Here is a 23,239-nt window from a genome sequence, read left to right as displayed (position 1 = left end):
TAACTTTTTGAGCAAGAAAGCCCTAAATAGGGCTTTTAAACTGGATATACAGGATGTTTACGATCCGTGAATACTTGATATTTACTCATATACATTTCGAAACGTCCTTTTAACTCTTCACGTAAATTGTTTGGATGAACAATACCATCAATCACCATCTCTGATGCTAAATGATAAATATCAATATCTTTCTTATACTCTTCACGTTTTTCAGCAATGAAGCTAGCACGCTCTTCTTCTGGTAAAGCTGCAATTTTATTTGCATATACAGCATTAACCGCAGCTTCTGGACCCATTACCGCAATAGAGGCTGTCGGTAATGCCAGGCAGCAATCTGGTTCAAATGCTGGACCTGCCATCGCATATAAACCAGCACCATATGCTTTACGAACAACGATAGAAATCTTCGGTACAGTTGCTTCACTCATTGCAGAAATCATTTTTGCACCGTGGCGAATAATACCAGCACGCTCTACTTTTGTGCCAATCATAAATCCTGGTACATCCGCAAGGAATAATAATGGAATATGATATGCATCACATAAATTAATAAACTTAGCAGCTTTATCAGCTGAATCGTGGAATAATACGCCGCCCTTCATACGCGGCTGATTTGCAATAATACCAACTGGCTTACCATCAATACGTGCTAAGCCTGTAATTAGCTCTTGAGCAAATAATTTTTTCACTTCATAGAATGAACCTTCATCAATAACTCTATTAATGAGATCTTTCATATTGAAAGGAGCATTTTGATTTTCTGGAATGATTTGTTCTAACGTTTTATCGAATTGTTTCGGTTCTTGAGGTGTAACCAATGGAGTCTTTTCTAAATAGTTGTTTGGAAAATATGAAATGTATTGTCTTGCTTGTGTAATCGCATCTTCTTCTGTCTTACATAAAACATCTCCGCATCCTGATACAGAGCAATGCATACGAGCTCCGCCCATCTCTTCTAAAGTTACCTTCTCACCGATAACCATCTCAGCCATACGAGGAGATCCTAAATACATAGATGCATTTCCCTCTACCATCATTACAACGTCACAAAAGGCTGGAATATACGCACCACCAGCTGCAGAAGGTCCAAATAACAAGCATACTTGAGGAACTTTACCTGATAACTTCACTTGATTATAGAAGATTCTTCCTGCACCGCGGCGCCCTGGGAACATTTCTACTTGATCTGTAATACGCGCTCCAGCAGAGTCAACTAAATAAAATAACGGAACACGTAGTTTTTCAGCTGTTTCTTGAATACGTAAAATCTTTTCAACTGTGCGTGATCCCCATGATCCAGCTTTTACAGTAGAATCATTGGCCATTACACACGCAGTACGACCATGTATTTTACCCGTTGCCGTTACAACGCCATCCGCAGGTAAGCCTGTTTGTTCACAGTTAGCAAATAATGCATCTTCTACATATTCGCCATTATCAAATAGAAGCGCTAAACGGTCTCGAACGAATAATTTTCCTTTTGCTTTATTTTGCTCATGATATTTCGGTGCCCCGCCTTGTTTAATTGTTTCAACTCGTTCTTCAAATGAATTAGATTGTTGTTTTTGGTCTAACATATTTACTCCCCCTTATACATCGGTTTGCGTTTTTCTTTGAATGCCTGTAATCCTTCTATTCGATCTTTTGTATGGATTACACCTTCATACGCTTGTTTTTCCATTTGTAATCCGGTATGTAAATCAACTTGAATACCATTTGAAATTGCCTCTTTTGCTAATCGAACAGCAATAGGTCCATTACTAGCAATTTTCTCTGCTATTTCAATCGCTTTCTCTTCAAGTAAATTAGCTGGTACAACAAATTCTACTAAACCATATTCTTTTGCTTCTTGCGCTGAAATACGTCTACCTGTATAAATTAATTCTTTCGCTCTACCAACACCAATTAATCTCGGTAAGCGCTGTGTACCACCCGCTCCTGGTATAATTGCAAGTGTCGTTTCAGTAAGACCAAGACTTGCAGATTCAGCAGCAATTCTAAAATCACAAGCTAAACTTAATTCCGTACCACCACCAAGTGCGATTCCATTTATAGCAGCAATAACTGGCTGTGGTAATTGTTCAACCATCTCCATAGTAGTGCGAATCATACTAACAGCATGGCGAACTTGTTCTTCATTCATATCGGCACGCTCTTTTAAATCTGCACCAGCACAAAACGCTTTTTCACCAGCACCTGTTAGAATAACTACACGCGTATTGGACTCTTCACTTATTTGAGTTAATATGTTTTGTAACTCTTCTAATAACGCTAAAGATAATGAGTTTGCTTGTCTTTCACGATATAACGAAATCTTTACAACGTGAGGTGTTACATAATCAACTGAAATGTTTTGTAATTGTAGCATCTTCTCACCTACTTATCGTTTTATGTTGAAGCGCTCTATACACATGACTCGGTAATTGGATATTTAACTTACTTTGAATAAATTGACTAGCTCTCAATAACTTTTCTTCGTCTATATTCGTTTGGACTCCTAATTTATGGAGCATATGTACTAGGTCATCAGTAGCAACATTACCTGATGCTCCTGGTGCATAAGGGCAGCCCCCGAGTCCACCACAAGAACTATCAAACGTTGTAATACCGTATTCTAATGATTTAACTACATTCGCTAGAGCCATTCCATACGTATTATGAAAATGCATTGCAAACTGCGAAGCATCATACTTCTTTAATAGGTGTTCTAATACTTGTTCTACTTGTAATGGATTCGCTACACCGATTGTATCCCCTAGAGAAACTTCATAAATACCGTATGAAAATAGTTGATTACATAATTCGTCAACTGCTGCGAGACTTATATTCCCTTCATAAGGACATCCAAATACAGTAGAAACATAGCCTCTTACCTTTTTCCCTTCGAATAATGCCTGTTTTGTTATATCTTCAATTACGACTAATGCTTCTTTGATCGATTTATTAATATTACTTTTATTATGAGATTCACTTGCTGATAAAAAAACATTCACCTCATCTACATTTTGCAAAAAAGCTCGTTCCAAACCATTTTGATTCGGAACAAGCGCAGCATATGTAACATCGGGATCCCTTTTCAGCTCAGAAAATACATCATTTGCATCCGCTAATGCAGGGACCCATTTTGGGTGAACGAATGAGGAAACTTCAACATACGACAATCCCGCTTCTGTAAGTAGTTGAATCCATTTTACTTTATCTTTTGTGCCAACAATCTTTTTTTCATTTTGTAAGCCATCACGTGGCCCGACTTCTTTAATGACAGCAAAATTAGGTAGTTTCAATTCGCTTCCCCCTATATCTCCCTATTCAATTTCTAATAATACATCTCCTTCATTTACAAAATCGCCTTCTTGCACATTAATTTTCATAACTGTGCCAGCTTCTTCTGAAATGATTGGAATTTCCATTTTCATAGATTCCAAAATGACGACATCCTGCTCTTCCTCTACTGTATCTCCTACTCCTACAACAATCTTCCAAACGTTTCCTGCCATCGATGCGTATACTTTCGTCATCATTTTTTCCCCCTTAATATTGTTAAATCTTATTTTTTAACGAGTTGTTTCGTTACAAAGCCTGTTGTATAAATACCCTCTTTGAACACTTCGTCTTCCAAAACTTGCAGTAGCATTGGTGTGTTCGTTTTAATACCTTCTACTTTTAATTCCTCTAGAGCATCATGTAATTTTGAAATTGCTTCTTCACGAGTCTCGCCATGTGCAATGACTTTCGCAATCATTGGATCATAGAAAGGTGTAATCGTTACATGATTTTCTAAGAAGTGATCAATCCGTACATTTGACGGTAGTGTTAAATCTGTAATTTTCCCAGGTGATGGGAAGAATGTTTTCGGATCCTCTGCATAAATACGAGCTTCAATGGCATGACCACTACGTTTTACATCATCCTGAGTAAATGATAGTTTCTCTCCACTTGCGATAAGGAGTTGCTGTTCTACAAGGTCTAATCCCGTAATTTCTTCTGTCACTGGATGCTCTACTTGTAATCGCGTATTCATCTCTAAGAAATAGAAGTTCTTCTGATCATCTACAAGAAACTCAACTGTACCTGCATTTGTATAACCAAGTGCTTTGGCAGCTTGTACAGCAACTTCTCCCATCGCCTTTCGTGTACCTTCATCTAAAAATGGTGAAGGTGCTTCTTCGATTACTTTTTGATTTCGGCGCTGTACCGAACATTCACGCTCCCATAAATACACTGTGTTACCATGTGTATCTGCTAAAAGCTGAATTTCAATATGATGCGCGTCTGCTATATATCGCTCTAAATACATTTCTCCGTTACCAAAGAAGTTTTGCGCTCTTGTTTTATTACTTTCGAACGCTTTGGTGAGCGTTTGCTCAGTTTCCATCAACTGCATACCAATGCCTCCGCCGCCTGCGGATGCCTTAAGCATTAATGGATAACCAATTTGTTTTGCAATTTCAATTGCTTCTTCAGCAGTTTCAATATTTGTAGTAATACCTGGGACTACTGGGACATCTGCTGCTTGCATTGCGATACGTGATTCGATTTTACTTCCCATCTTCGTAATGATTTCTTCTGAAGGACCGATAAATACGATTCCTTCTTCTTTGCAGCGAACCGGAAAAGACGGATTCTCTGATAATAAACCATAACCCGGATGAATCGCTTCTGCATTTGTCTTCTTAGCTATTTCAATAATTTTTTCAAGGTTTAAATAACTTTCTTGAACACGCGGTCCACCTACTAAGTAAGCTTCATTTGCCATTTTCACATGAAGGGCATTTTCATCTGCTTCAGAATAAATAGCAACAGTGCGAATGCCAAGTTTTTGACAAGTTTTCATAATACGAACAGCGATTTCCCCGCGATTCGCAATTAATATTTTTTGAAACATAGTGATTCCTCCCTTTTATCTACATCCTAAATGTCTAGCAATTACGAGACGTTGAATTTCAGAAGTTCCTTCACCAATTTCTAATAGTTTCGCATCACGAATATGTCGTTCAACTTCATATTCACGCATATAGCCATATCCACCATGAATCTGTACTGCTTGATTCGCAATACGGCTTGCCGCTTCCGATGCAAATAGTTTTGCCATTGCCGCTTCTTTACCGAAAGGTTTATCGTTATCTTTTAACCAAGCTGCTTTATGTACTAAATTGCGTGCTAGCTCTACTTCAGTCGCCATATCAGCTAATTTAAATTGAATCGCTTGGAAATTAGAGATTGACTTTCCAAATTGTTGACGTTCTTTCGCATATTGCAATGCACGTTCAAAGGCTGATTGCGCAATACCAACTGCCAATGCTGCGATTGAAATACGTCCTCCATCAAGTGTATATAAAAATTGTTTAAAACCTTTATTTACATCACCAAGAATATTTTCTTTCGGTACACGAACACCATCAAGTACGATTTCACAAGTATTAGAAGCGCGAACGCCCATTTTATCGTAAGGACTAGAAATCGTTAATCCTTCACTAGTAGTAGGTACGATAAATGCTGAAATGCGTTTTCTACCATTCTCTTCAACACCGTTGACAGCGGTTACAATAATGGTATTTGCATACTCTGCGTTTGTAATCCAACACTTCTCACCACTGATTACATACTCATCGCCATCTAGTACCGCTTTCGTTTGAGTACCACCTGCATCTGATCCAGCATTCGGCTCCGTTAATCCGAAGGCACCTAATGTTTTACCTGACGCCATTGGAACTAAATACTTTTGTTTTTGTTCTTCTGTACCGAAATAATAAATTGGAGAAGCACCTAATGAAATTGTTGCAGCATAGCTTAAACCAGTGCCACCACAAGCGCGACCAATTTCTTCAACTGCTAACGCATACGATACAGTATCGCCACCTGAACCTCCATACTCTTCTGGGAATGGGATGCCTAATAATCCTAGTTCGCCCATTTTTTGAAATGTTTCATATGGAAACTCTGCAGTTTTGTCATAATATACAGCTTTCGGTGCGATTTCCTTTTCAGCAAAGTCACGTACCATTTCTTTAATCATTTGTTTTTCGCGAGTTAGAGTAAATTCCATTCCGCTACACACCCCTTATCGAATATTGAGTTTCGACAGCGTGCGAGTTTCTACTACAAACATAACAACTTAAAAGACAAGAATATTAGTTAGACAATTGCTATAATTCTGTCATAACTTAATTTTAAAACAGATTCTGTACTAATGCACAAAAAAATTCCTACATTGTTCTACAACAACATAGGATATTTTGTGTCGAATTATGTAATTTATTGTTTAATAATCTCTACCTTTTCCCGAATCAGAAATTTCTACTAATGCTTCAGGGTATGGTTCGAAATACGTTTGTCTTAATAAATACTTTTCATCAAATCGAATGGCCCATGATTTTAAAATTGTAAGTAAACTACTAAGTGGTATTTTCTTTTCTGCATACTTTTGTAACAGTTCTATAAAATGATCTTTTTCTTGTTTTTTTAGCTTTGTTTTAAAGTATCCAAAAATGTGCTCGCATACATTTACATTCGATGTATAGCGGGGGGTGCGCATAAATAATTCATATAAAGTCTTCTCATAGTTTTCAAATACAACTTCAATCTTTTCATTTTTGTGATTTGCAATTATACGCCCTAATTCCTTTTGTTTCACTTGATTATATGCCATAAATAAATATTTATTGTCCGACTGAAACGATACAAGGTCTTTCATATTTTTATTATGTTTAATCATTTTGTAATATGCGATTGTAAATAGTCTTGTAAAGAAATGCTCTCTAATAATAAAATTCGACAATCTGCCTTCCTCTTCAATAGGAAGATGCGAAAATTTTTTTACTACTGCTCCGCCAAATAAGCCCGATCCTTTTCCCTTTGCTGGCGCTTTTTCAAAACCAGAATAAATTTTCACATCACGCGTACCACAACTTGGTGAACGATTCTTTAAAATAAAACCATCCACATCCGATATTGTTTGTAAAAAGTCATTTGAAAACTGCTCCATTTTTTCAGTTACATCTTCTCGTGTCGACGGTTGCACAAGTCTGTTCTCACCATTTTCTTCTACAATTCGTATCGTTTCACGAGGAGTTCCCAATCCAATCTCCACTTCTGGACAAACAGGTATAAATGTAACAAATGGCTGCAAATTTCGTATTGTTACATCTGGAATCATCTCTCCATTATATCGACAAGCATCAAATTCTAAACATTTACTTACGACGATTGTAGGTTTTGCAAATTGTCGCATCTCATTACCTCCTTAGTGCTAGTCCGTATACTATAAATTGTACTAAGATTAACATTTTAAGCAAAGTTTGATTCATTTATTTTTATGAGAAATATATATCCAATAATATATTAACAATCATTCAACTCTATTTTCAATAAATGTGCGCCCTATTATACTGGTTTAGATATTGTGAAATGAATAATACACAGATGCTCCGGAGAAATTAATGATTAAGAAAGGAGGGAATTGTTATGAAAAAGAAATTATCATCTATTTTAAGTGTTTTAGCACTCTCTATTATGTTTTTAGGTACATCTGCGCAAGCTGAATACGATGGAAATAATATGAATAGAGTGAATAACACTGATATTTCAACTCGAGTAAATGACAATAATTTAGACAGAGTTAATAATGATGTAAGAACTCGAAATGTAAATACAACAAATGATTTAAATGATAATCGTGATAGAAATAATAATTGGGCTTGGCTTGGTTTATTAGGACTAGCAGGATTATTAGGTCTTAGAAGAAGAGACAAAGAAACACGCTGATTTAGAATGTTTTTAATAAACAAGTACTTATTTATCAAAAATATATAACGAAAATAAATCGCCTTTTTAAAGGCGATTTATTTTTACTTAAAAAGTAATATATGTAATTCACACTTCGACGATTAAATTCGTGGAGTTAATCCATACAATATAAATTGAATCGTATTTTCAATTTCTGCTTCATCATTCCATTTTTCTTCAGGTAATAATAAAAATCGTGTTAATAATAAACCTAATACAGCTGATAAAGTAAGACGTAGTACGGAAGATGGTGGTATCTCAATAATCTCTCCTTCTTCTTGAAATTTCACAATCAACTTTTTGAAATGTGAAAACAGTTCTGTTTCTACTAATTGCTGTATTTCATTTTTTAGTTCTGGTTGAAATGGTACTTCTTGAATTAATATTTTTATCATAGGAAAGTGTTTTTGAGCAAATTTAAATCTATTATGAATTACAACCCTTAAAAGTCCTTCATACGATTCATACTCTGATTTAAATATTTCTTTTGCAAAGGTTTGTACGAAAAATGGTGCAACGAACTTAGTTAAAGTTGGCATTACGACCGCTAGTAATAAATCTTTTTTCGTCTTATAGTAGCGGAAGATGGTTCCTTCCGCTACACCAGCACGCTTTGCAATTTCACTTGTTGAAGTTGAAGCGTATCCTTTTTCTCCAAACATATCAACAGCCGCCTCTAATATTCGCATTTGACGTTCATTTCGTTTATCCGTATTAGTTGCAGCTATTAATTCCTCCAGCCAATCCTTCTGCATTTATAAAGCTCCTTTTTGTCATTATTATATTTTGCGATGTTTCTTTAAAGCAAATACATTTCCTACTGCAAATAATAGTGAAAAAAGTAATAATACAGTAAGATCTAATGCAATCTCTGTAAACCCTTGATTCCGAATCATCACTTGTCTCATTGCGTCAGCGCCGTATGTGAGTGGAAATACTTTCCCTAACATTTGTAGCCACTTATTCATAGATTCCATTGGAAACAATCCAGAAAAGAAGATTTGTGGCACAATAACAAGCGGTATAAATTGAATCATTTGAAATTCATTATTTGCGTATGCTGATAAAAACGTACCTAATGTTAGTGCAGTTAAAGAGAGCATACATGTAATAAGTAGCGTTAGCCATATGGAGCCAGCTACGTATAAATCTAAAATATAAACGGAAAAGCTTACGATAATAATGGATTGTATAAAGGCAAAGATTCCAAAACCAATAATATAACCTGCGACTATTTCCCATCTTCTTACTGGGGTGGATAATAACCTTTCTAGCGTACCACTTAAACGTTCTCTTACGAAAGATACACCTGATAATATAAATACAAAGAAAAATGTAAAGAAACCAATTAATACAGGACCAAGCCCATCAAACATCGTAAAGTCTTTAGAGCCATGTAAATAATTTACTTCAGGTTTCATAATCGATACATCATTCTTCTCTGTGCTTTTTTGCAATACTTGAAGTACAGCACGATTTTTTGACGAATCACTACCTTCCAACAGAAGTTTCATTTTTCCATTCTCTATACGAAATACTGCATCTACTTTTTGTTTTTCCAACTCAGAAATCGCCTTTTCCTTACTGTATTCATAAATTGACGCTTCTTGATTTTTCATCATTTTTACTATTTGAGCGGGCATATCAACAACAGCAATTTGCGGTATATAGTCTTTCTGTGTAAACACTAGTGACAAAAGCCAAAGTAATAACATCGGTGCTCCAAACATCATTGCTAACGAACGCTTATCTCGAAAAAATTGACGAATAATACGTATAATTACACCAGTAACTCTCATGATGGCACCACCTCTTCTAGCAAAAAGACATCTTCAATCCGTCCAGATGACACGCGTTTTTTCAATTCTTCAGTTGTTCCAACCGCAACTAGTTTCCCTTCTCTAATTAACCCTAGACGCTCACAAAATTCAGCTTCATCCATAATGTGCGTCGTTACAATAATCGTTGTGCCTTTCTTTTTAAGATCATAAAATTTTTCCCAAATCGTTTTTCTAAGAAGCGGATCTATCCCCACTGTAGGCTCATCTAAAATTAATATTTCTGGTTCGTGAAGGAGCGCTATTGCTAATGATAAGCGTTTTTTCATTCCACCTGAAAATTGTTGTACTTGCTTTTTCATATACTGAGACAATTGTACAAGTTCAAAAACCTCTGCAATTCTTGTCTTTTTACGTTTTCCCTTTAGTCCATACATCGTTGCTATAAAATCTGCATTTTCATATGCTGACAATTCTTCGTATAATGCATCCGCCTGGGCCATATAACCAATTCTTTTCATTTCATTTAAATTAGGCATATTAGTATTATTAACAAGCACTTCACCTTTCGTTGCCTCATTAATACCTGCAATCATTTTAATGAGCGTTGTTTTCCCCGATCCAGAAGGTCCAACAAAACCAAAAATTTCTGCTTTTTCAACTTGCAATGAAAGATTGTGTAACACTTCTTTTTTCCCAAAACTTTTTGATACAGTCCGTAAAATAATGGAAGGTTGTTGCACGTTTCATCCTCCTTTTCCAATAAAATGAGTGAGTACTCACTTTTATTTTACCCTTGCTTAATTATATGTCAAACTTCATTGATTAGTATGTATGTTCAATCAACGATATTAAACAATGAAACAGAGTCGACATTAGAATTTCATTTCCTAAAGTCGACTCTGTTTCATTTAAACTATAAATTTCACTTTACGTTTTTAAATTCATATACTTCCGAATTCTAGCAACATCTAAAGAATATTCAATAACTAATTGCTGTAACGGTAAAATAACTGTGTCAGGATATAAATGTGCATATTGTAATGTTTCTGCATATTTTTCTAACCTTTTTTCTAAATACTTTATTATTTGATCAGGATGACTTACTAATAAACATTTACAATAATAATGTATTTGTTCCTCAATCGCTGTGTATTCTTCAATTTCATATTCTTTATGCATGTGTACACCCCTTTAAGTTTTTTACATGAATTACTTATCACAATTTTCACTCGACAAATTTTAAGTTTTTTGATTATTTACACTATAACAAACAATCAGGGTCAAATTTTGTTACTTTATGTAACGTAGAAAATTTTTAACAAAATTGTAATGTTAACTCCTGCAAAATACATAAAATCTCTTTACTCACTTTTGTATAAAAAAATCGTACAGCTTAATTTAACTGCACGACTACAATCTCTGGCCTATTCAAAATTCTTTGCGGAATGATACTATTTCCTAATCCTCTACTCACTACCATTGATGTATTTTGTTCTACATATAAACCTGCTGTATATTTAGGTAAAACACCTTGATTTGGAGCAACTAATCCACCGATAAATGGCAATCTAACTTGCCCTCCATGAGCATGTCCCGATAAAACCAAATCCAACCTCTCATTCGTATATTCCTTTATAAATTCAGGCCTATGGGATAATAATACATTATATCTATCTGGCTGCATTTCAATTTTTGCTTTTTTAATTTCATCTATTATAATATTTCCTTCATCACGGTTTCCAGTAACAAACTCTGGATCATCAATACCTAGCAAGTTTATCTCTTGCTCACCCTTTCGAATGCCTACATGTTCATTCCTTAAAACATTGACACCATATTTCTTCAACTCTTTTTCTAAACTGTTATACTTTCCAGACCATTGTTCATGGTTTCCTGTCACAAAATATACAGGATACTTATTTACCATTTTTTGTATTAATTGCATACTCACTTCTGCATCGTATGATTTACTGTCAATTAAATCACCCGTAATCGCAATAATATCTGGGTCTATACTTTTTATTTTTTGAATTAACACATCTTGATTATCGCCAAATTTTTTATTGTGTAAGTCTGAAATTTGTAGAATTTTATACCCTTTAAAAGAGGATGGTATTTTACTAGAGGTTATTTTAACCTCAGTTATACTTATTAAATTGTTCTGTAAATATAAAAAGATTGTAAAACCTACTAATATACAAATAATCATTACAATTCTATTAATTTTCTTTTTCATATTTTCTCCTTTACATTCTCATCAAACACTTCTATATGCTAACTGAATTATATTATACTTTCTTGAAATTTATTTAAATCAATATAATAATACAGTACATGAAATTTCGTATGAGATATGTCATATATATTCGTTATATTTTTACTTTTACCTTTTTAATAATAAGAATACAAAAACGACTCTTATCACAAGAAAAGAGTCGTTTTCTAACTTTATACTTTTAATACTTTCATGTTAAAAATGCGAAAACTAAAATACTATTTAAGAGCCTTAACTATAACTTTAGTTGCCTCTGCAATGAGTTGATTATCATAGGTTGCCTCTTTCTCATCTTTACTAGATAAAATTGCGATGATAATTGGTGCTCTATTTGGAGGCCAAACGATAGCAATATCATTTCTTGTCCCGTAACTACCAGCACCTGATTTATCTCCAACTACCCATTCAGTTGGTACGCCTGCACGAATAAGTTTGTCCCCTGTAGCATTTCCTTTCATCCACTCTGTAAGAATTTTACGTTTTTCAGCTGGAAGTGCATTTCCGACCGTAAAAGCTTTAAGATTCGTAGCAATAGCTTTCGCTGTACTAGTGTCACGAATGTCTCCTGGAATAGCTTCGTTTAATTCTGTTTCAAAGCGATCAGACATAGTAATCCGATCCCCCATATGCCTAAGCGCTTTTTCATATCCTTTCGGTCCTCCTATTTTATTAAATAAAATGTTCCCTGCAGTATTATCGCTTGAACGAACAGCAGCCTCAGCAATTTCTCCTAGTTTCATTCCAGTATCTACATGTTTCTCTGTAACAGGTGAATAATCCACTAAGTCTTCTTTCGTAAATGTGATTACTTCATTTAATGTATCAATTGAGTTTTGCTGTAGTAATACTCCTGCTGCTAAAGCCTTGTAGGTTGATGCGAAGGCAAATCTTTCGTTAGATCGATAAGAGATTGTTTGATTTGTACCAGTATCAATCGCATATACACCTACTCGAGCATCAAATTTTTTCTCAAGTTGTGAGAACTCTTTATGCGTCGCCTGATTTTTATGTTTCACTTGTCCAGTCTTTTCTTTCGCTTCAACTTGCAGTGCCCCTCCTGTAAAAGCTTCTAGGCTTGTAATACTTAAACCTAATATACCAACGCATATTCCTATTTTTAGCATCCTCTTATTTTTCAAAATCATCATTCCTTCCAAATTTTTAGCACCTTTTTATACGTACACATAATAGACAATCACCGAACCAAATTTGTTCCACAAACTAAAAAAATTATAGCTAGTATGAGAGTTATTAACAAAATAAGAGATAGTAGCTACGACGCCTCTATCTCTTATTTCATATTTCATTTTTTTACTTATAAATGGCTTTATATGAACAGGGTCTCTTCCCTGAGAAAAGTACTCTAATTTTGCTTAGAACTACCTGTACTAGTAGCTTCACCATGTATACGTTGCTGTTTCAAATCAAAGTATACATCTAATACTTCCTTTCCAATTATAGAATTAATTCCATTTTTATCATCATGAAGCCATGGAACTACTACGGAAAATGCTACTTCTGGATTATCATATGGAGCATATCCAACTAACGTTAAGTTGTAACATTCCATACGTTCTCCTTTTGCATTTCTACCAATCGGGTCATCTCCACCATATACAGTTTGGGCTGTTCCTGTCTTTCCTGCTGGTTTATATGGCGCGTTTTTGAAATATTTCACGCCAGTTCCATCACCTTCTTGGAATACCCATCTAAACCCTTCTTTTATCCGATCAATATGTTCTTTCTTCATATCAATTCGATTTAATACGACAGGCTCTATGGAACGTATAACTTTGCCAACCTCTTCTTTTATTGATTGTTCTCGTATTTCTTGTACAATTTGAGGTTGCATTCTATAACCACCATTCGCAATCGTTGAAATATATTGCGCTAATTGCAACGGCGTATACGTATCATACTGACCGATAGAAAAATCTAGTAAAAACCCAGGTTGACTATCTACTTTTCTCGTTTGTCCAATTATTTCATTCGGTAAATCAATACCTGTTGGGACACCTAAACCAAATTGCTTGAAATAATAGCGCATCGTATCAAATGCTCCTTGTTTAATATCCAATGAGCCATTTGGTACGTAATTGACTCCCGCAATTTTTAAAGCTGTTTGGAACATGTATACATTCGAAGATACTTGTAAAGCCCGTAAATCATTAATATTACCAAATCCGGATACATTCCACGATTTCTTAGCTTGTGTACCTTTAAATTTCATCGGCGCGTCATAAAATTGATCTCCTGGATGTATTGCCCCTGTCTCATATCCAGTTAATAAAGTAGCACCTTTTACAGCTGACCCTAGCTCATACGAAGTTGTCATGTTACCTAATGCCAAATCCTCAACCTCTATTCTTCCTTCTTTTTCTACAATCTTTTTGCCTGCCATTGATAAAATTTGTCCGTTATTTGGATTCGTCATGACAACAAAAGCTCGATCGAGCAGTGGCTCTGAACTCTTAAAAGCTCTCAAGTTTTTCTCTATACTTTCTTCCACTTTCTTTTGTAATTCCATATCAATCGTTAATGTTAAACTATTACCACTTTTTCCTTTAGAGATTATTTCTGTGCTAACAATGTTTCCTGATTTATCAGTAATATTTTTCACTTCTTCTTTTGTGCCGTGTAATACATCTTCATATCGTTGTTCAATATAACTTTTTCCAACACGATCATTACGGTTATATCCACGTACTAAATAAGAATCTAAATTTTCTTTCGGTAATCCTTCTTCACTACTCGTAATATTTCCTAATACAGAACGAAATAAATTACCATTTACATAATTACGTTCCCAATCAACAGTTGCATCTACTCCTGGAAAATTCGCAAGGTTTTCACTTATCCGCACATACTCTTCATCTGTTACATCTTTTTTAATAATTTGTGGTGTTAGTTGATAACCTGAACTCATTTTACTTTTAATAGCTAACACCTTTAAATCTTGTGCTGTTAATTCTGCTAATTCTACCTCTGTAACACGACCTCGTCTTAAGTCTTCTATTTTTTTATCTAACTCTTTTCCCTCTATACCCTTTTCTTTAAACTTTTCTATATCTTTCTTAGTAATCTTTGTCTCCGCACGTTTCAAATTCAACTGCATCCAAAAATCTTTTTTATCGATATCTGTTAATTTATTTATATCTTGTTCAGGCATTTCAAGTACTTTCGCCAAGTCTTTTGCTGTTTTTAAAATATCTTCACTCGTAATTCCCTTCACCCTTGTATACGTAATTGTGCGAAGAGATTTATTATTAACAACTGTTTTCCCTTCTCGATCTAAAATTTGTCCACGTGGAACTGGAATACTAGTTATTGCATTTTGACTACTTTCCACTTGGTTCTTATAAGCCTCTCCCTCAACGATTTGTACCTTTCCTAGCTGCATAATAATAGCTGAGAATAGTACAAATATGCAAAGGAACATTATATTTAATCGAATAGATATATATGTCTTCTGCTTCTTGCCTTTTTGTCCTTTCATAAATCCTCCATTTAATCCTTTCAGGAATTGCTACAAATACTAAAAGCATTCCTTATATATTAGATACCGATAATCGGTTATAAATATCGCCTCAATTTTTTGCTTAATCCTTGTAAGCAACCATTCCTTTTCGTTTAGCTACGGAATTAATAACTCTCCCTTCTTGTTTTCTCTCTATTTTTTTTGCCACTTGCATTAGAAGTGCTAAACTGTATAATAACTCTTATTAAACTTACATATAAACTTGCTAGTAAATTTTCATGCTAATTATTCCTTTCTTCATGCTGTAATACTTAATAGACAACCTAAACAATAAAGTTGTTCCACATTTACAAAAAAAATAATTAAATATAAGATGAAATAGGCTACATAAGGGAGGGTTATATGTTACATACAAGAAGATGGAGATTTTTTGCGGTTCTTTCTATTGTAGGTTTGATTTTACTAATTTTATTAAAAATCAACTTCTTTTCAATTACTATCGCAACTTCTTCAGCTGAAAGAGGAAAGATTTTTGATAAAAATGGTGTAATGCTAGCTACAAATAAGAAAGTTAAGTCTCTATATTGCACTTCTAATGATGAAAAGCTATCGAAACAAGATACATCAAACACATTAGCTTTTTTTAACCAATTTTCAAGCGAGTTTCAACATGATATTTCTACAGAGAACATAAAATCTCAATTACAACAATCTTGTAAAAAGAAGACTATGAATGATATACCGTTATACTCTGATATAAATGAGAATGAACTTGCATTCATAAACAAAAACAAACCCAATAATGTAATAATTAAAGATGAATGGATTCGATATTACCCTAAACACGAAATTGGTTCACAAGTAATTGGGTATGTAGAAAATGACCTTAAGTCCAAGCATATGGCTGTTGGAAAAAGCGGGATTGAGCTGCAATATGAAAATGATTTAAAAGGAAAACCAGGCAAAACTCTTATTTTTAAATTGAATAATAAAAAGTTCTTATGGAACATTCAAAAAGTACAAAAAGGAAAAGATGTGCGGCTAGCTTTAGACTCTGAGTTGCAGCAAAAGGCAGAAGAAGCATTAAAATCTCAAATTAAGAAAACACCTGATGCTAAAGCTGGTTATGCTATAGTGAGCGATGCAAAAACTGGCGCAATTTTAACTATGGCCAACTCGGTAGCTTTTAATCCAAATATATTAAATACACATGTATCTTCTAGAAAAGAAAACATTAAATCTCTTTCGCAAAATAAAGCAATTCAAAAATTAAAGTATGGTGAATCTTATGTAAATATGGCTTCTACTATAAAACCACTCACTATTTTAATTGGATTAAATGAAAAGCTTTTCCAACCAGAAGATACTTATTTAGATAAAGGTACTTTTCAGTATGATAATCAAAATAACATTACGAATGCGCCTGGAACACCAACAGGGGAGATTACACCGAGGCAGGCTATCATTAATTCATCTAACACATTTATGACAGCAAAAGTAGCTCTGCCCTTATTCAACCAAAATAATGGAAATATAGAAAAAGTGGCACATATATGGACAGATTATTTAATGCAATTCGGCCTACGTTCTAAAACTGGGATTGATTTACCCTTTGAAGAAGACGGACAATATGAATTCCATCCATCTAATAAATTTGAAAATGGGATTTCAGCTTTATTAAATGCCTCTTGGGGAGGAAATGAAGTGCATACTCCTCTTCAACTCGCTCAATATGCAGCAACTTTGGCAAGTAAAGGCGACAAATATAAGCCTCAAATCGTAAGTGCGATTATTGGTCAAGATGGTAAGGAAACCAAAAAGTTTAAACCCATTTTAGAAAGTTCAAATCGTTACCCGATGAACTTTTGGAGTGTCGTGCAAGGTGGGATGAGTCAAAATATAGAGGAAATTAAAAAGTTGCCCTTTGACGTCGCAGGTAAAACAGGTATTACAGGTTTTCCGAATGAGCAAGCAAGAATGATAAATCACTCTCTTTTCATTGCGTATGCTCCTACGGAAGATCCACAAATTGCCGTTTCTGTCGTTATCCCTGGTAGTAATTCAGAAAAAAACATTGCCGCTCTCGTTACATCAGAAATTTTAGAGTACTGGAATACTCTTCAAAACGAAAATAAAAATAAAGAGGAAGGTTCACTTTAATGAACCTTCCTCTTTTACCATATAGAATCTATATTTATTATTTTCCATATACCTTCATTATTCTTTTCGAACATAAATGAATATTTAATATCAGTTAAAACATACTCTTTCTGTACATATCCAGTATTACCGTTAATTATAGATATTTTTATATATCCATTATTCTGTACTTTTTCTGGAATCCAAGCTTTTACCATTTCATTAGATACTTCATATAAAACTTGTGATTCTCGCTTTGGTTCAGCTAAAATTTTCGTTTTATTTCCAGTAACAGTTGCATATATAAAATGCGCTTGGTTTGGTTGGTTACTTTCTGTCAATCCACTTGGTACTTTATATACTTGCTTTGTATCTTTTGCAAACTCTCCTCCCATTGTAAGGGCGACTTGCAACTCATGAAAGATATCTTCATCAAACTTCAATTCATCCTTCCTATAACTCTTTCCTTTAAATAGAACTTCATCATTTAACGCTTTGTACAAGTTATTTTCATTTTTTGAGTTCGTACTTTGATATAGTTCATTCATAAATTGTTTTAATGATGGATCTTGAGCAGACTCATCTTTTGTTTTAGGCTTAATTTGAGTACTACTTTGTACCGGCGATTTATTATCATCAAGCCAAGGTTGTTGAACAATGAAAAATAACATTGTACAAACCAAAACAACTACAATAGGTAATGCTTTTTTACGAAATGGTCTTTTATGTTTTTCAAAATCCACTTCATTATTTTCATATATAGACTGCTTTATTTTAGAAATAAATTCTTCTTCATCTTTACGATTCTCCATTGGGCCTTTTTTTATTTTTCTATACCAGTCAGGATTTTGTTTATTGTTCATCACTACTACCCTCCCCTATTAATTTTGAAACCTTACTTCTCGCTCTACTTAATCTCGATTTTACAGTTCCAATGGATACTCCTAATGTTTCAGCCATTTCTTCATAAGATAATTCATATTTTGCATCCAATATAATTATTTCACGGTGCTTTTTAGGTAGTTCTAATACCACCTTCCACACATCATTCATTTCTTCTTGCTTAAAAAATTCTTGTTCTGCTGACAGGGATTGCTTATCGTCACTAAAAAATCCTATTAAAGATATCCTTTTAAAATAGGAGGATTTCAAATAGTTTATTGCCGTATTTCTTGTGATTTTTAAAATCCACGTTTTAATAGATGACTCCTTTCGAAATGAATTCCAATTTTTAAACACCTTTATAAATACATCTTGCGTGATATCATCTGATAAGTGTGGATCTTTCGTAATAATAAATGAATAATTCCATACATCTTGCCAATAGTCTTTTATAACATAGTCCAGCTCATCATGATTACACTTTTCAATAAACGTCTGTTCCATTTCCACACCTCAAACTTATTTGAATAAACATAAAACTGCCCTCACTTTTTTATTATGGTTTCAATATATAGACAAAATACAAGTTTCATTTGTTCCATTGTTTATCTTTTTTCAGGCAGAATAATACTACTAAAAAACAAGTAAAGCATACAATGATAAAAATCCACTCACAATAATCTATTTTTTGAATTTAACGTAACACTCTACTTGTCCATTTCAATTTGCTATTCCCTTCTATTTACCATTAACAATGTCAACTTTTCTAGAATGACAGCAAAAAAGCATTCTCGATTAGAAAGAATGCTTTTTTGAAATTTAATTGTTCTATATTTCCCCCAATTTATATCTTTGAGTTAAGCAAACATGTAATAAATTTAGTGAAAAATTCACCTTATAATTAAGTATTATTTCTGAAATACATGTTTTATTTTTTCACCTGGAACGTTACTTCCTCCTCTTCCTTTTACATCTTCAATCATCATTGTAACAATCATGTCTGGCGCATTTGCATCGAAAGCTGCGAACCATCCCAGTTCTTTTCCGTCTGCTTCTTTCGACTCTTTCAGTTCTGCTGTACCAGTTTTACCAGCAAGCGTCACACCATCAACCTGTGCAATTCTCCCTGCGCCATCAGGGTCATTAATGACTTTGATTAATGCACTCTTTAATATCTCTTGATTCTTTTTAGAAACCACATTTTCTTTCCAATTCCCCGCTACTTTTGCTTCTTTTAAAAGATGTGGCGACGGAATATTCCCTTCATTTACAATCGGTGCATATGTTAATGCTAAATGAAGTGGTGTCATTAATACTTGTCCTTGTCCATAGCCCGTGTCTGCAAGTTGAATATCGTTTTTTATCCCATCTTTTGCAATGATTGAAATAGGAAGTTCGTATTCGATTGGTAATTTTTCATGAAATCCGTACTTTTTAAATTCATTTACATACTGATCTTTTCCCATTTTCAAAGCTTGTTGAGCAAAATAAATATTATCAGAGTACTTCATTGCCTTATCAAAATCAATTGGACTTGCATCCTTTACACGCGTTACATAGTAATTTCCCCAAGACGAATCTTTTGTCCACTTCAATCCTTGAATTTTAAATTCTTCCTTCGGATTTATTGTGTTTGTTTCCAAACCAATTGCACCTGTGATCGTTTTAAATACGGAACCTGGTACAAATGCTTGTGTAAAGCGATTCGTCATTGGTAGTTTCGAGTCGTTACTCCATGCTTCTCGCTGGGCTTTCGATGCTCCTCTAACTATTATATTTGGATTATAAGCAGGGCTACTTACAAGTGCGATTGTTTCACCTGTTTTAGGATTGACCGCTGCACTAGACCCTGCTTCAGTTTTCATCTCATTAAAGATTTTTTCTTGAATTGCAGCATCAATTGTTAACGTAACATTTTCTCCTTCTTTTGCTTCTTTTTTTGCTACGTTTTTAATCTCTTTCCCCTTCTCATCTTCTATAAATACGCGTCCACCCTTTTCACCACGCAATTTATTTTCTAACACTTTCTCTAAACCGGTCTTACCTACTAAATCATCTGCTTGATAACCTTGTTTTTGAAGTGATTTTAACTCCTCCGCATTCACCTTTCCTATGTATCCAGTTAAGTGTGCCGCTGCTTCACCTAATGGATACGTACGAATATTTACTGGGTGAGATGAAACTCCTTCTAATTCAATATAATCATTCTGTCTGGTTCCCTCTTTTAAAATACCAATTGGTACAAAGGAGTCTGGTTTTATCCATTTTGCTGTGAGCTTTTGTTCGACCTCTTCTATAGACATATCAAGTAATTGTGCTACTATTTCTTTCGTTTGCGCTGCTGTTTCGCCTAGTTTCTCTGGAATAATTCCAACCTCAGTCGCTTTACCATTCGTTGCAAGCCCTTTTCCATTTCGATCATATATTTCTCCGCGTTTTCCTTGCTCTATTTGCATACGTACTTTGTAATCTTTTTTCATTCCTGGAAAAATGAAGTCTGGCGTCCAATCTATTTTCCAAGACTCTTTATCTTTCACAAGTTTTGCTTCATGGATGAATGAAACTGATCCTACATCGGTATCCATCTTAACTTCAAAAAGAAAAAGCTCTTTATCTTTCGTATTCTCTCCTTTCATTTTAACTTTTAAATTCTTAGCTCCAATCCCCTCATAGATTTTTTGATATTTTTCTGTGAATTCTTTTTTAGAAATTGATTTTTTTGCATGATCTGATAAATGATCATACATATTTGTAAATTTTCTATCATTCCATAAATTGATATATTCTTCAAATGCTTGTTTTGGCGGTTCGTTTTTATTACATCCTACCAACATAACCGCGAAACAAACGAAAAGCAGCATCCATAATTTTTTCAATTCAATCTTCTCCCTTAGTTAAAAATGATGATTCCTTTCTTAATTTATTTAATAAAAAATGTTTTAACGCTTAATAGACAGTGAAAGTAAGGATATTGTTCCATATTTACAAAAAACTAAAAAAGAGTGATAAGAATTCCGTAAATTTGGAATCCTCATCACTCTCGTTTGATATTGTGCAAATCATGAATATGAAATAATAATTTCTAATTTTAAAAAATAATTTTAATTTTCCAACTAACGAGATAAAAATCATGTATTTGTTCTATTTTTAATAATTCATAAATTCGTTGAAATGTTCGCATCAAATTCATCTGATGTTTTGGTATCTATTTTTCTCCCATCAATTGTCATCTTTATTTTTTGTTTTTGGTTTGCTGTTACCACCCAAGCGTTCGGTAAATAACGATCTTCATGGGATAATGTAGACGGTGAATTTATAACCTTTCCTCCTAAATATAGCGTAGCAGAAGAACCTCCATCCATTGTCGCTGTCCAACATTACGGTTATAACAGTAGACATTTTGTTGATGCTCAATTAACAAAGCTACTTTTAGGAACAATAGGATTAATAATTTGTGCTTTACTCCCATATGAAATATGGAAAAAACGAATAGTCTCAATGAAAAAACAAATTAAGTTTTACCCTATACAATCATTAAAATATATTAAATTTATTGTTTAATTACCAATAAGAATTTCATAAAGAAAGCACAGACTTATTAAGGCACATATTTATCTAACCTACATAAAATAAAGATGTACAATTGCCTACTTTATGAGTTCTTTATAATGATATATAGAAAGGGTTCATTAAGTTATGTTTGTTGGGAAATAGCATTTATATTTCTTCTAAAATAAACAGGGTACAAATTGCACATATCGGCCTGTTTATTTTAGAGAAAAGTTGTTTATAAGTAGTTCTTTTCTTTAAAAGAAGGAACTACATTTTTTAAATTAAATTTCTAAATGAATAAATTTAGCACGAGAAAGGAATTGAACTTATGTCTAATTTAAATTTCATTTCTGATCAATTTGCTGCAATTCTTAAAGGAAAGAGTAAAATAAATCAAGGTGGTTGTTCGGTGTCTTTTCACCGCAATTTTAAGGTCCTGGTTCAAGGAAAACCAAGTGCCTATGTAGTTCCCGTCGGAGTAAGTTTTGAATCGTTGGATCAAAATGGCAATGCATTAAATTTAGGAGAAATCGCGGTTCTACAAGAAGAGATCCCTGCATTTATGAAATCAATTGTACAACAAGGAATTATTGTCAGTGCTTTACATAATCACTGGTTATACATGAATCCCTTAATTATGTATATTCATATCCAATCGGTAGAGCACCCGTTACATTTTGCAAGAAAATTGGCAAATTCATTTTTATCGTTAAGCAGCTATCCTGTTACTAATATCGAAGGGCAATAATTTATCTACAATCATAGATATGGTAATAATATGTACCAGACTCCATGCACGTTGCGCTTGTATAAATAGTATTATCTAATGTATCTTCTTCCGTTATTACTCCTCCTTTTGGAACCTCACAATTTTACAAAATAAGAAAAATGACCGATATACCCTCTTCTTCGTTATCTATACCCTGAATATTTTGTTTACCATACGCTGCCCGTATAAACCTTGATGGTGGGGTGAAATCTCCATTAAGTCCCATTGAACCTGAACCTTGTCCAAAAGCACTTAATGGTACATCCCCCGCGCATGGCTGCGATTTAAGACCTATATATTGTCTTAAATTTTATAAATGCCAATTAAACTCAGGACTATTAGTCACTACTCCTTGTCGATTCTAATACAATAGATTTACCCCATTTATCCGCTAAAATCCAATGTAATGGTGGAGTAACTCCTAAAGCAGCTAATGGTACCTCCCAAAAGGAAATACTAGCTACAAATTTCTTTAACTCTTCAACAGATTTGAATTGTGTCTTTTGAAACCAGAAGAAAAGCCAATAGATTTCTGAAAACTAGGCGTATGATTTGATATTGTAAAGCCCTCAGGCATC

General features: G+C 34.0%; 20 protein-coding genes and 3 pseudogenes. 4 read left to right on the top strand and 19 right to left on the bottom strand.

What is annotated here, in order from left to right:
• Window positions 1–35: 35 nt before the first annotated feature.
• From DN407_RS11985 to DN407_RS11955, 7 genes are all read right to left on the bottom strand, one after another.
• Complete coding sequence (locus tag DN407_RS11985; RefSeq protein WP_000886744.1) at window positions 36–1,577, bottom strand: acyl-CoA carboxylase subunit beta; 1,542 nt, start codon at window positions 1,575–1,577, stop codon at window positions 36–38.
• Between the two features lie 2 nt (window positions 1,578–1,579).
• Window positions 1,580–2,368 carry an enoyl-CoA hydratase gene (locus DN407_RS11980; protein WP_000939816.1) on the bottom strand — a complete coding sequence of 263 codons (789 nt, stop codon included), beginning with the start codon at window positions 2,366–2,368 and terminating at the stop codon, window positions 1,580–1,582.
• Between the two features lie 4 nt (window positions 2,369–2,372).
• The gene (gene mvaB / locus DN407_RS11975; RefSeq protein ID WP_149216272.1) at window positions 2,373–3,284 is read right to left on the bottom strand and encodes a hydroxymethylglutaryl-CoA lyase; all 912 of its coding nucleotides are present in this window, start codon (window positions 3,282–3,284) and stop codon (window positions 2,373–2,375) included.
• Between the two features lie 21 nt (window positions 3,285–3,305).
• Window positions 3,306–3,521: an acetyl-CoA carboxylase biotin carboxyl carrier protein subunit gene (locus tag DN407_RS11970; protein WP_001987345.1), complete on the bottom strand. Its 216-nt coding sequence runs from the start codon at window positions 3,519–3,521 to the stop codon at window positions 3,306–3,308.
• Window positions 3,522–3,547: 26 nt separating this feature from the next.
• Window positions 3,548–4,885, bottom strand: a complete 1,338-nt coding sequence (locus DN407_RS11965) for an acetyl-CoA carboxylase biotin carboxylase subunit (protein ID WP_000486742.1) — start codon at window positions 4,883–4,885, stop codon at window positions 3,548–3,550.
• Window positions 4,886–4,900: 15 nt separating this feature from the next.
• Entirely contained in the window at window positions 4,901–6,046 is a 1,146-nt protein-coding gene (locus DN407_RS11960) for an acyl-CoA dehydrogenase (RefSeq protein ID WP_000397282.1), read from the bottom strand.
• 216 nt (window positions 6,047–6,262) lie between these two features.
• A complete protein-coding gene (locus tag DN407_RS11955) occupies window positions 6,263–7,231 on the bottom strand; it encodes a YbgA family protein (RefSeq protein WP_001248645.1) in 969 nt (322 codons plus the stop codon).
• Between the two features lie 233 nt (window positions 7,232–7,464).
• Between DN407_RS11955 and DN407_RS11950 the strand changes: the two genes are divergently transcribed.
• Window positions 7,465–7,764: a WGxxGxxG family protein gene (locus DN407_RS11950; RefSeq protein WP_000728151.1), complete on the top strand. Its 300-nt coding sequence runs from the start codon at window positions 7,465–7,467 to the stop codon at window positions 7,762–7,764.
• A gap of 122 nt (window positions 7,765–7,886) precedes the next feature.
• On the opposite strand, the gene DN407_RS11945 is transcribed toward DN407_RS11950, so the two are convergent.
• The 7 genes from DN407_RS11945 to DN407_RS11915 form a co-directional block, all read right to left on the bottom strand.
• Window positions 7,887–8,540 carry a TetR/AcrR family transcriptional regulator gene (locus tag DN407_RS11945; protein ID WP_001168198.1) on the bottom strand — a complete coding sequence of 218 codons (654 nt, stop codon included), beginning with the start codon at window positions 8,538–8,540 and terminating at the stop codon, window positions 7,887–7,889.
• A 24-nt stretch (window positions 8,541–8,564) separates the two neighbouring features.
• Window positions 8,565–9,584 carry an ABC transporter permease gene (locus tag DN407_RS11940; RefSeq protein WP_001266719.1) on the bottom strand — a complete coding sequence of 340 codons (1,020 nt, stop codon included), beginning with the start codon at window positions 9,582–9,584 and terminating at the stop codon, window positions 8,565–8,567.
• Window positions 9,581–10,306: an ABC transporter ATP-binding protein gene (locus tag DN407_RS11935; protein WP_001187071.1), complete on the bottom strand. Its 726-nt coding sequence runs from the start codon at window positions 10,304–10,306 to the stop codon at window positions 9,581–9,583. Before DN407_RS11935 ends, DN407_RS11940 begins: the two co-directional genes overlap by 4 nt.
• 187 nt (window positions 10,307–10,493) lie before the next feature.
• Entirely contained in the window at window positions 10,494–10,745 is a 252-nt protein-coding gene (locus tag DN407_RS11930) for a hypothetical protein (RefSeq protein ID WP_000548621.1), read from the bottom strand.
• Between the two features lie 214 nt (window positions 10,746–10,959).
• On the bottom strand, window positions 10,960–11,802 hold the full coding sequence (locus DN407_RS11925) for a metallophosphoesterase (protein ID WP_000727188.1): 843 nt from the start codon (window positions 11,800–11,802) through the stop codon (window positions 10,960–10,962).
• Window positions 11,803–12,059: 257 nt separating this feature from the next.
• Window positions 12,060–12,986, bottom strand: a complete 927-nt coding sequence (bla, locus tag DN407_RS11920) for a class A beta-lactamase Bla1 (protein ID WP_002098388.1) — start codon at window positions 12,984–12,986, stop codon at window positions 12,060–12,062.
• A gap of 218 nt (window positions 12,987–13,204) precedes the next feature.
• A complete protein-coding gene (locus DN407_RS11915) occupies window positions 13,205–15,337 on the bottom strand; it encodes a peptidoglycan D,D-transpeptidase FtsI family protein (RefSeq protein ID WP_149216271.1) in 2,133 nt (710 codons plus the stop codon).
• Window positions 15,338–15,721: 384 nt separating this feature from the next.
• Between DN407_RS11915 and DN407_RS11910 the strand changes: the two genes are divergently transcribed.
• On the top strand, window positions 15,722–17,479 hold the full coding sequence (locus DN407_RS11910; protein WP_061139277.1) for a peptidoglycan D,D-transpeptidase FtsI family protein: 1,758 nt from the start codon (window positions 15,722–15,724) through the stop codon (window positions 17,477–17,479).
• A 14-nt stretch (window positions 17,480–17,493) separates the two neighbouring features.
• Here the strand turns inward: DN407_RS11910 and DN407_RS11905 are convergent, their stop codons facing one another.
• The 4 genes and pseudogenes from DN407_RS11905 to DN407_RS11890 form a co-directional block, all read right to left on the bottom strand.
• A complete protein-coding gene (locus DN407_RS11905; protein WP_149216270.1) occupies window positions 17,494–18,321 on the bottom strand; it encodes an SH3 domain-containing protein in 828 nt (275 codons plus the stop codon).
• Window positions 18,311–18,844, bottom strand: coding sequence for an RNA polymerase sigma factor (locus DN407_RS11900; RefSeq protein WP_000438327.1), 534 nt, complete (start codon window positions 18,842–18,844; stop codon window positions 18,311–18,313). Before DN407_RS11900 ends, DN407_RS11905 begins: the two co-directional genes overlap by 11 nt.
• Window positions 18,845–19,248: 404 nt before the next feature.
• Window positions 19,249–21,216, bottom strand: a complete 1,968-nt coding sequence (locus DN407_RS11895) for a penicillin-binding transpeptidase domain-containing protein (RefSeq protein ID WP_025966181.1) — start codon at window positions 21,214–21,216, stop codon at window positions 19,249–19,251.
• Window positions 21,217–21,495: 279 nt separating this feature from the next.
• Window positions 21,496–21,702: pseudogene (locus DN407_RS11890) on the bottom strand (phosphodiester glycosidase family protein); the annotation flags it as partial.
• On the opposite strand from DN407_RS11890, the pseudogene DN407_RS11885 reads away from it, so the two are divergent.
• Window positions 21,698–21,841: pseudogene (locus DN407_RS11885) on the top strand (cell division protein FtsW); the annotation flags it as partial. The pseudogenes DN407_RS11890 and DN407_RS11885 overlap by 5 nt on opposite strands.
• 379 nt (window positions 21,842–22,220) lie before the next feature.
• The gene (locus tag DN407_RS11880) at window positions 22,221–22,640 is read left to right on the top strand and encodes a DUF1259 domain-containing protein (protein ID WP_000067577.1); all 420 of its coding nucleotides are present in this window, start codon (window positions 22,221–22,223) and stop codon (window positions 22,638–22,640) included.
• 4 nt (window positions 22,641–22,644) lie between these two features.
• Here DN407_RS11880 and DN407_RS11875 read toward each other — a convergent pair.
• A pseudogene (locus tag DN407_RS11875) lies at window positions 22,645–23,164 on the bottom strand (linear amide C-N hydrolase); the annotation flags it as partial.
• Window positions 23,165–23,239 lie beyond the last annotated feature (75 nt).

Origin of the sequence: Bacillus sp. JAS24-2, assembly GCF_008274905.1 — a bacterium.
Lineage (GTDB): Bacteria > Bacillota > Bacilli > Bacillales > Bacillaceae_G > Bacillus_A > Bacillus_A cereus.
This window is presented reverse-complemented; position numbering and strand designations above follow the sequence as displayed.

What these genes read in the sequence shown, in the direction of transcription:
- DN407_RS11930 (WP_000548621.1), bottom strand. Translation starts at nt 10,745, where the DNA reads ATGCATAAAGAATATGAAATTGAAGAATACACAGCGATTGAGGAACAA.
- DN407_RS11940 (WP_001266719.1), bottom strand. Translation starts at nt 9,584, where the DNA reads ATGAGAGTTACTGGTGTAATTATACGTATTATTCGTCAATTTTTTCGA.
- DN407_RS11965 (WP_000486742.1), bottom strand. Translation starts at nt 4,885, where the DNA reads ATGTTTCAAAAAATATTAATTGCGAATCGCGGGGAAATCGCTGTTCGT.
- DN407_RS11985 (WP_000886744.1), bottom strand. Translation starts at nt 1,577, where the DNA reads ATGTTAGACCAAAAACAACAATCTAATTCATTTGAAGAACGAGTTGAA.
- DN407_RS11900 (WP_000438327.1), bottom strand. Translation starts at nt 18,844, where the DNA reads ATGGAACAGACGTTTATTGAAAAGTGTAATCATGATGAGCTGGACTAT.
- DN407_RS11955 (WP_001248645.1), bottom strand. Translation starts at nt 7,231, where the DNA reads ATGCGACAATTTGCAAAACCTACAATCGTCGTAAGTAAATGTTTAGAA.
- DN407_RS11960 (WP_000397282.1), bottom strand. Translation starts at nt 6,046, where the DNA reads ATGGAATTTACTCTAACTCGCGAAAAACAAATGATTAAAGAAATGGTA.
- DN407_RS11915 (WP_149216271.1), bottom strand. Translation starts at nt 15,337, where the DNA reads ATGAAAGGACAAAAAGGCAAGAAGCAGAAGACATATATATCTATTCGA.
- DN407_RS11910 (WP_061139277.1), top strand. Translation starts at nt 15,722, where the DNA reads ATGTTACATACAAGAAGATGGAGATTTTTTGCGGTTCTTTCTATTGTA.
- bla (WP_002098388.1), bottom strand. Translation starts at nt 12,986, where the DNA reads ATGATTTTGAAAAATAAGAGGATGCTAAAAATAGGAATATGCGTTGGT.
- DN407_RS11905 (WP_149216270.1), bottom strand. Translation starts at nt 18,321, where the DNA reads ATGAACAATAAACAAAATCCTGACTGGTATAGAAAAATAAAAAAAGGC.
- DN407_RS11945 (WP_001168198.1), bottom strand. Translation starts at nt 8,540, where the DNA reads ATGCAGAAGGATTGGCTGGAGGAATTAATAGCTGCAACTAATACGGAT.
- DN407_RS11880 (WP_000067577.1), top strand. Translation starts at nt 22,221, where the DNA reads ATGTCTAATTTAAATTTCATTTCTGATCAATTTGCTGCAATTCTTAAA.
- DN407_RS11925 (WP_000727188.1), bottom strand. Translation starts at nt 11,802, where the DNA reads ATGAAAAAGAAAATTAATAGAATTGTAATGATTATTTGTATATTAGTA.
- DN407_RS11980 (WP_000939816.1), bottom strand. Translation starts at nt 2,368, where the DNA reads ATGCTACAATTACAAAACATTTCAGTTGATTATGTAACACCTCACGTT.
- DN407_RS11950 (WP_000728151.1), top strand. Translation starts at nt 7,465, where the DNA reads ATGAAAAAGAAATTATCATCTATTTTAAGTGTTTTAGCACTCTCTATT.
- DN407_RS11970 (WP_001987345.1), bottom strand. Translation starts at nt 3,521, where the DNA reads ATGATGACGAAAGTATACGCATCGATGGCAGGAAACGTTTGGAAGATT.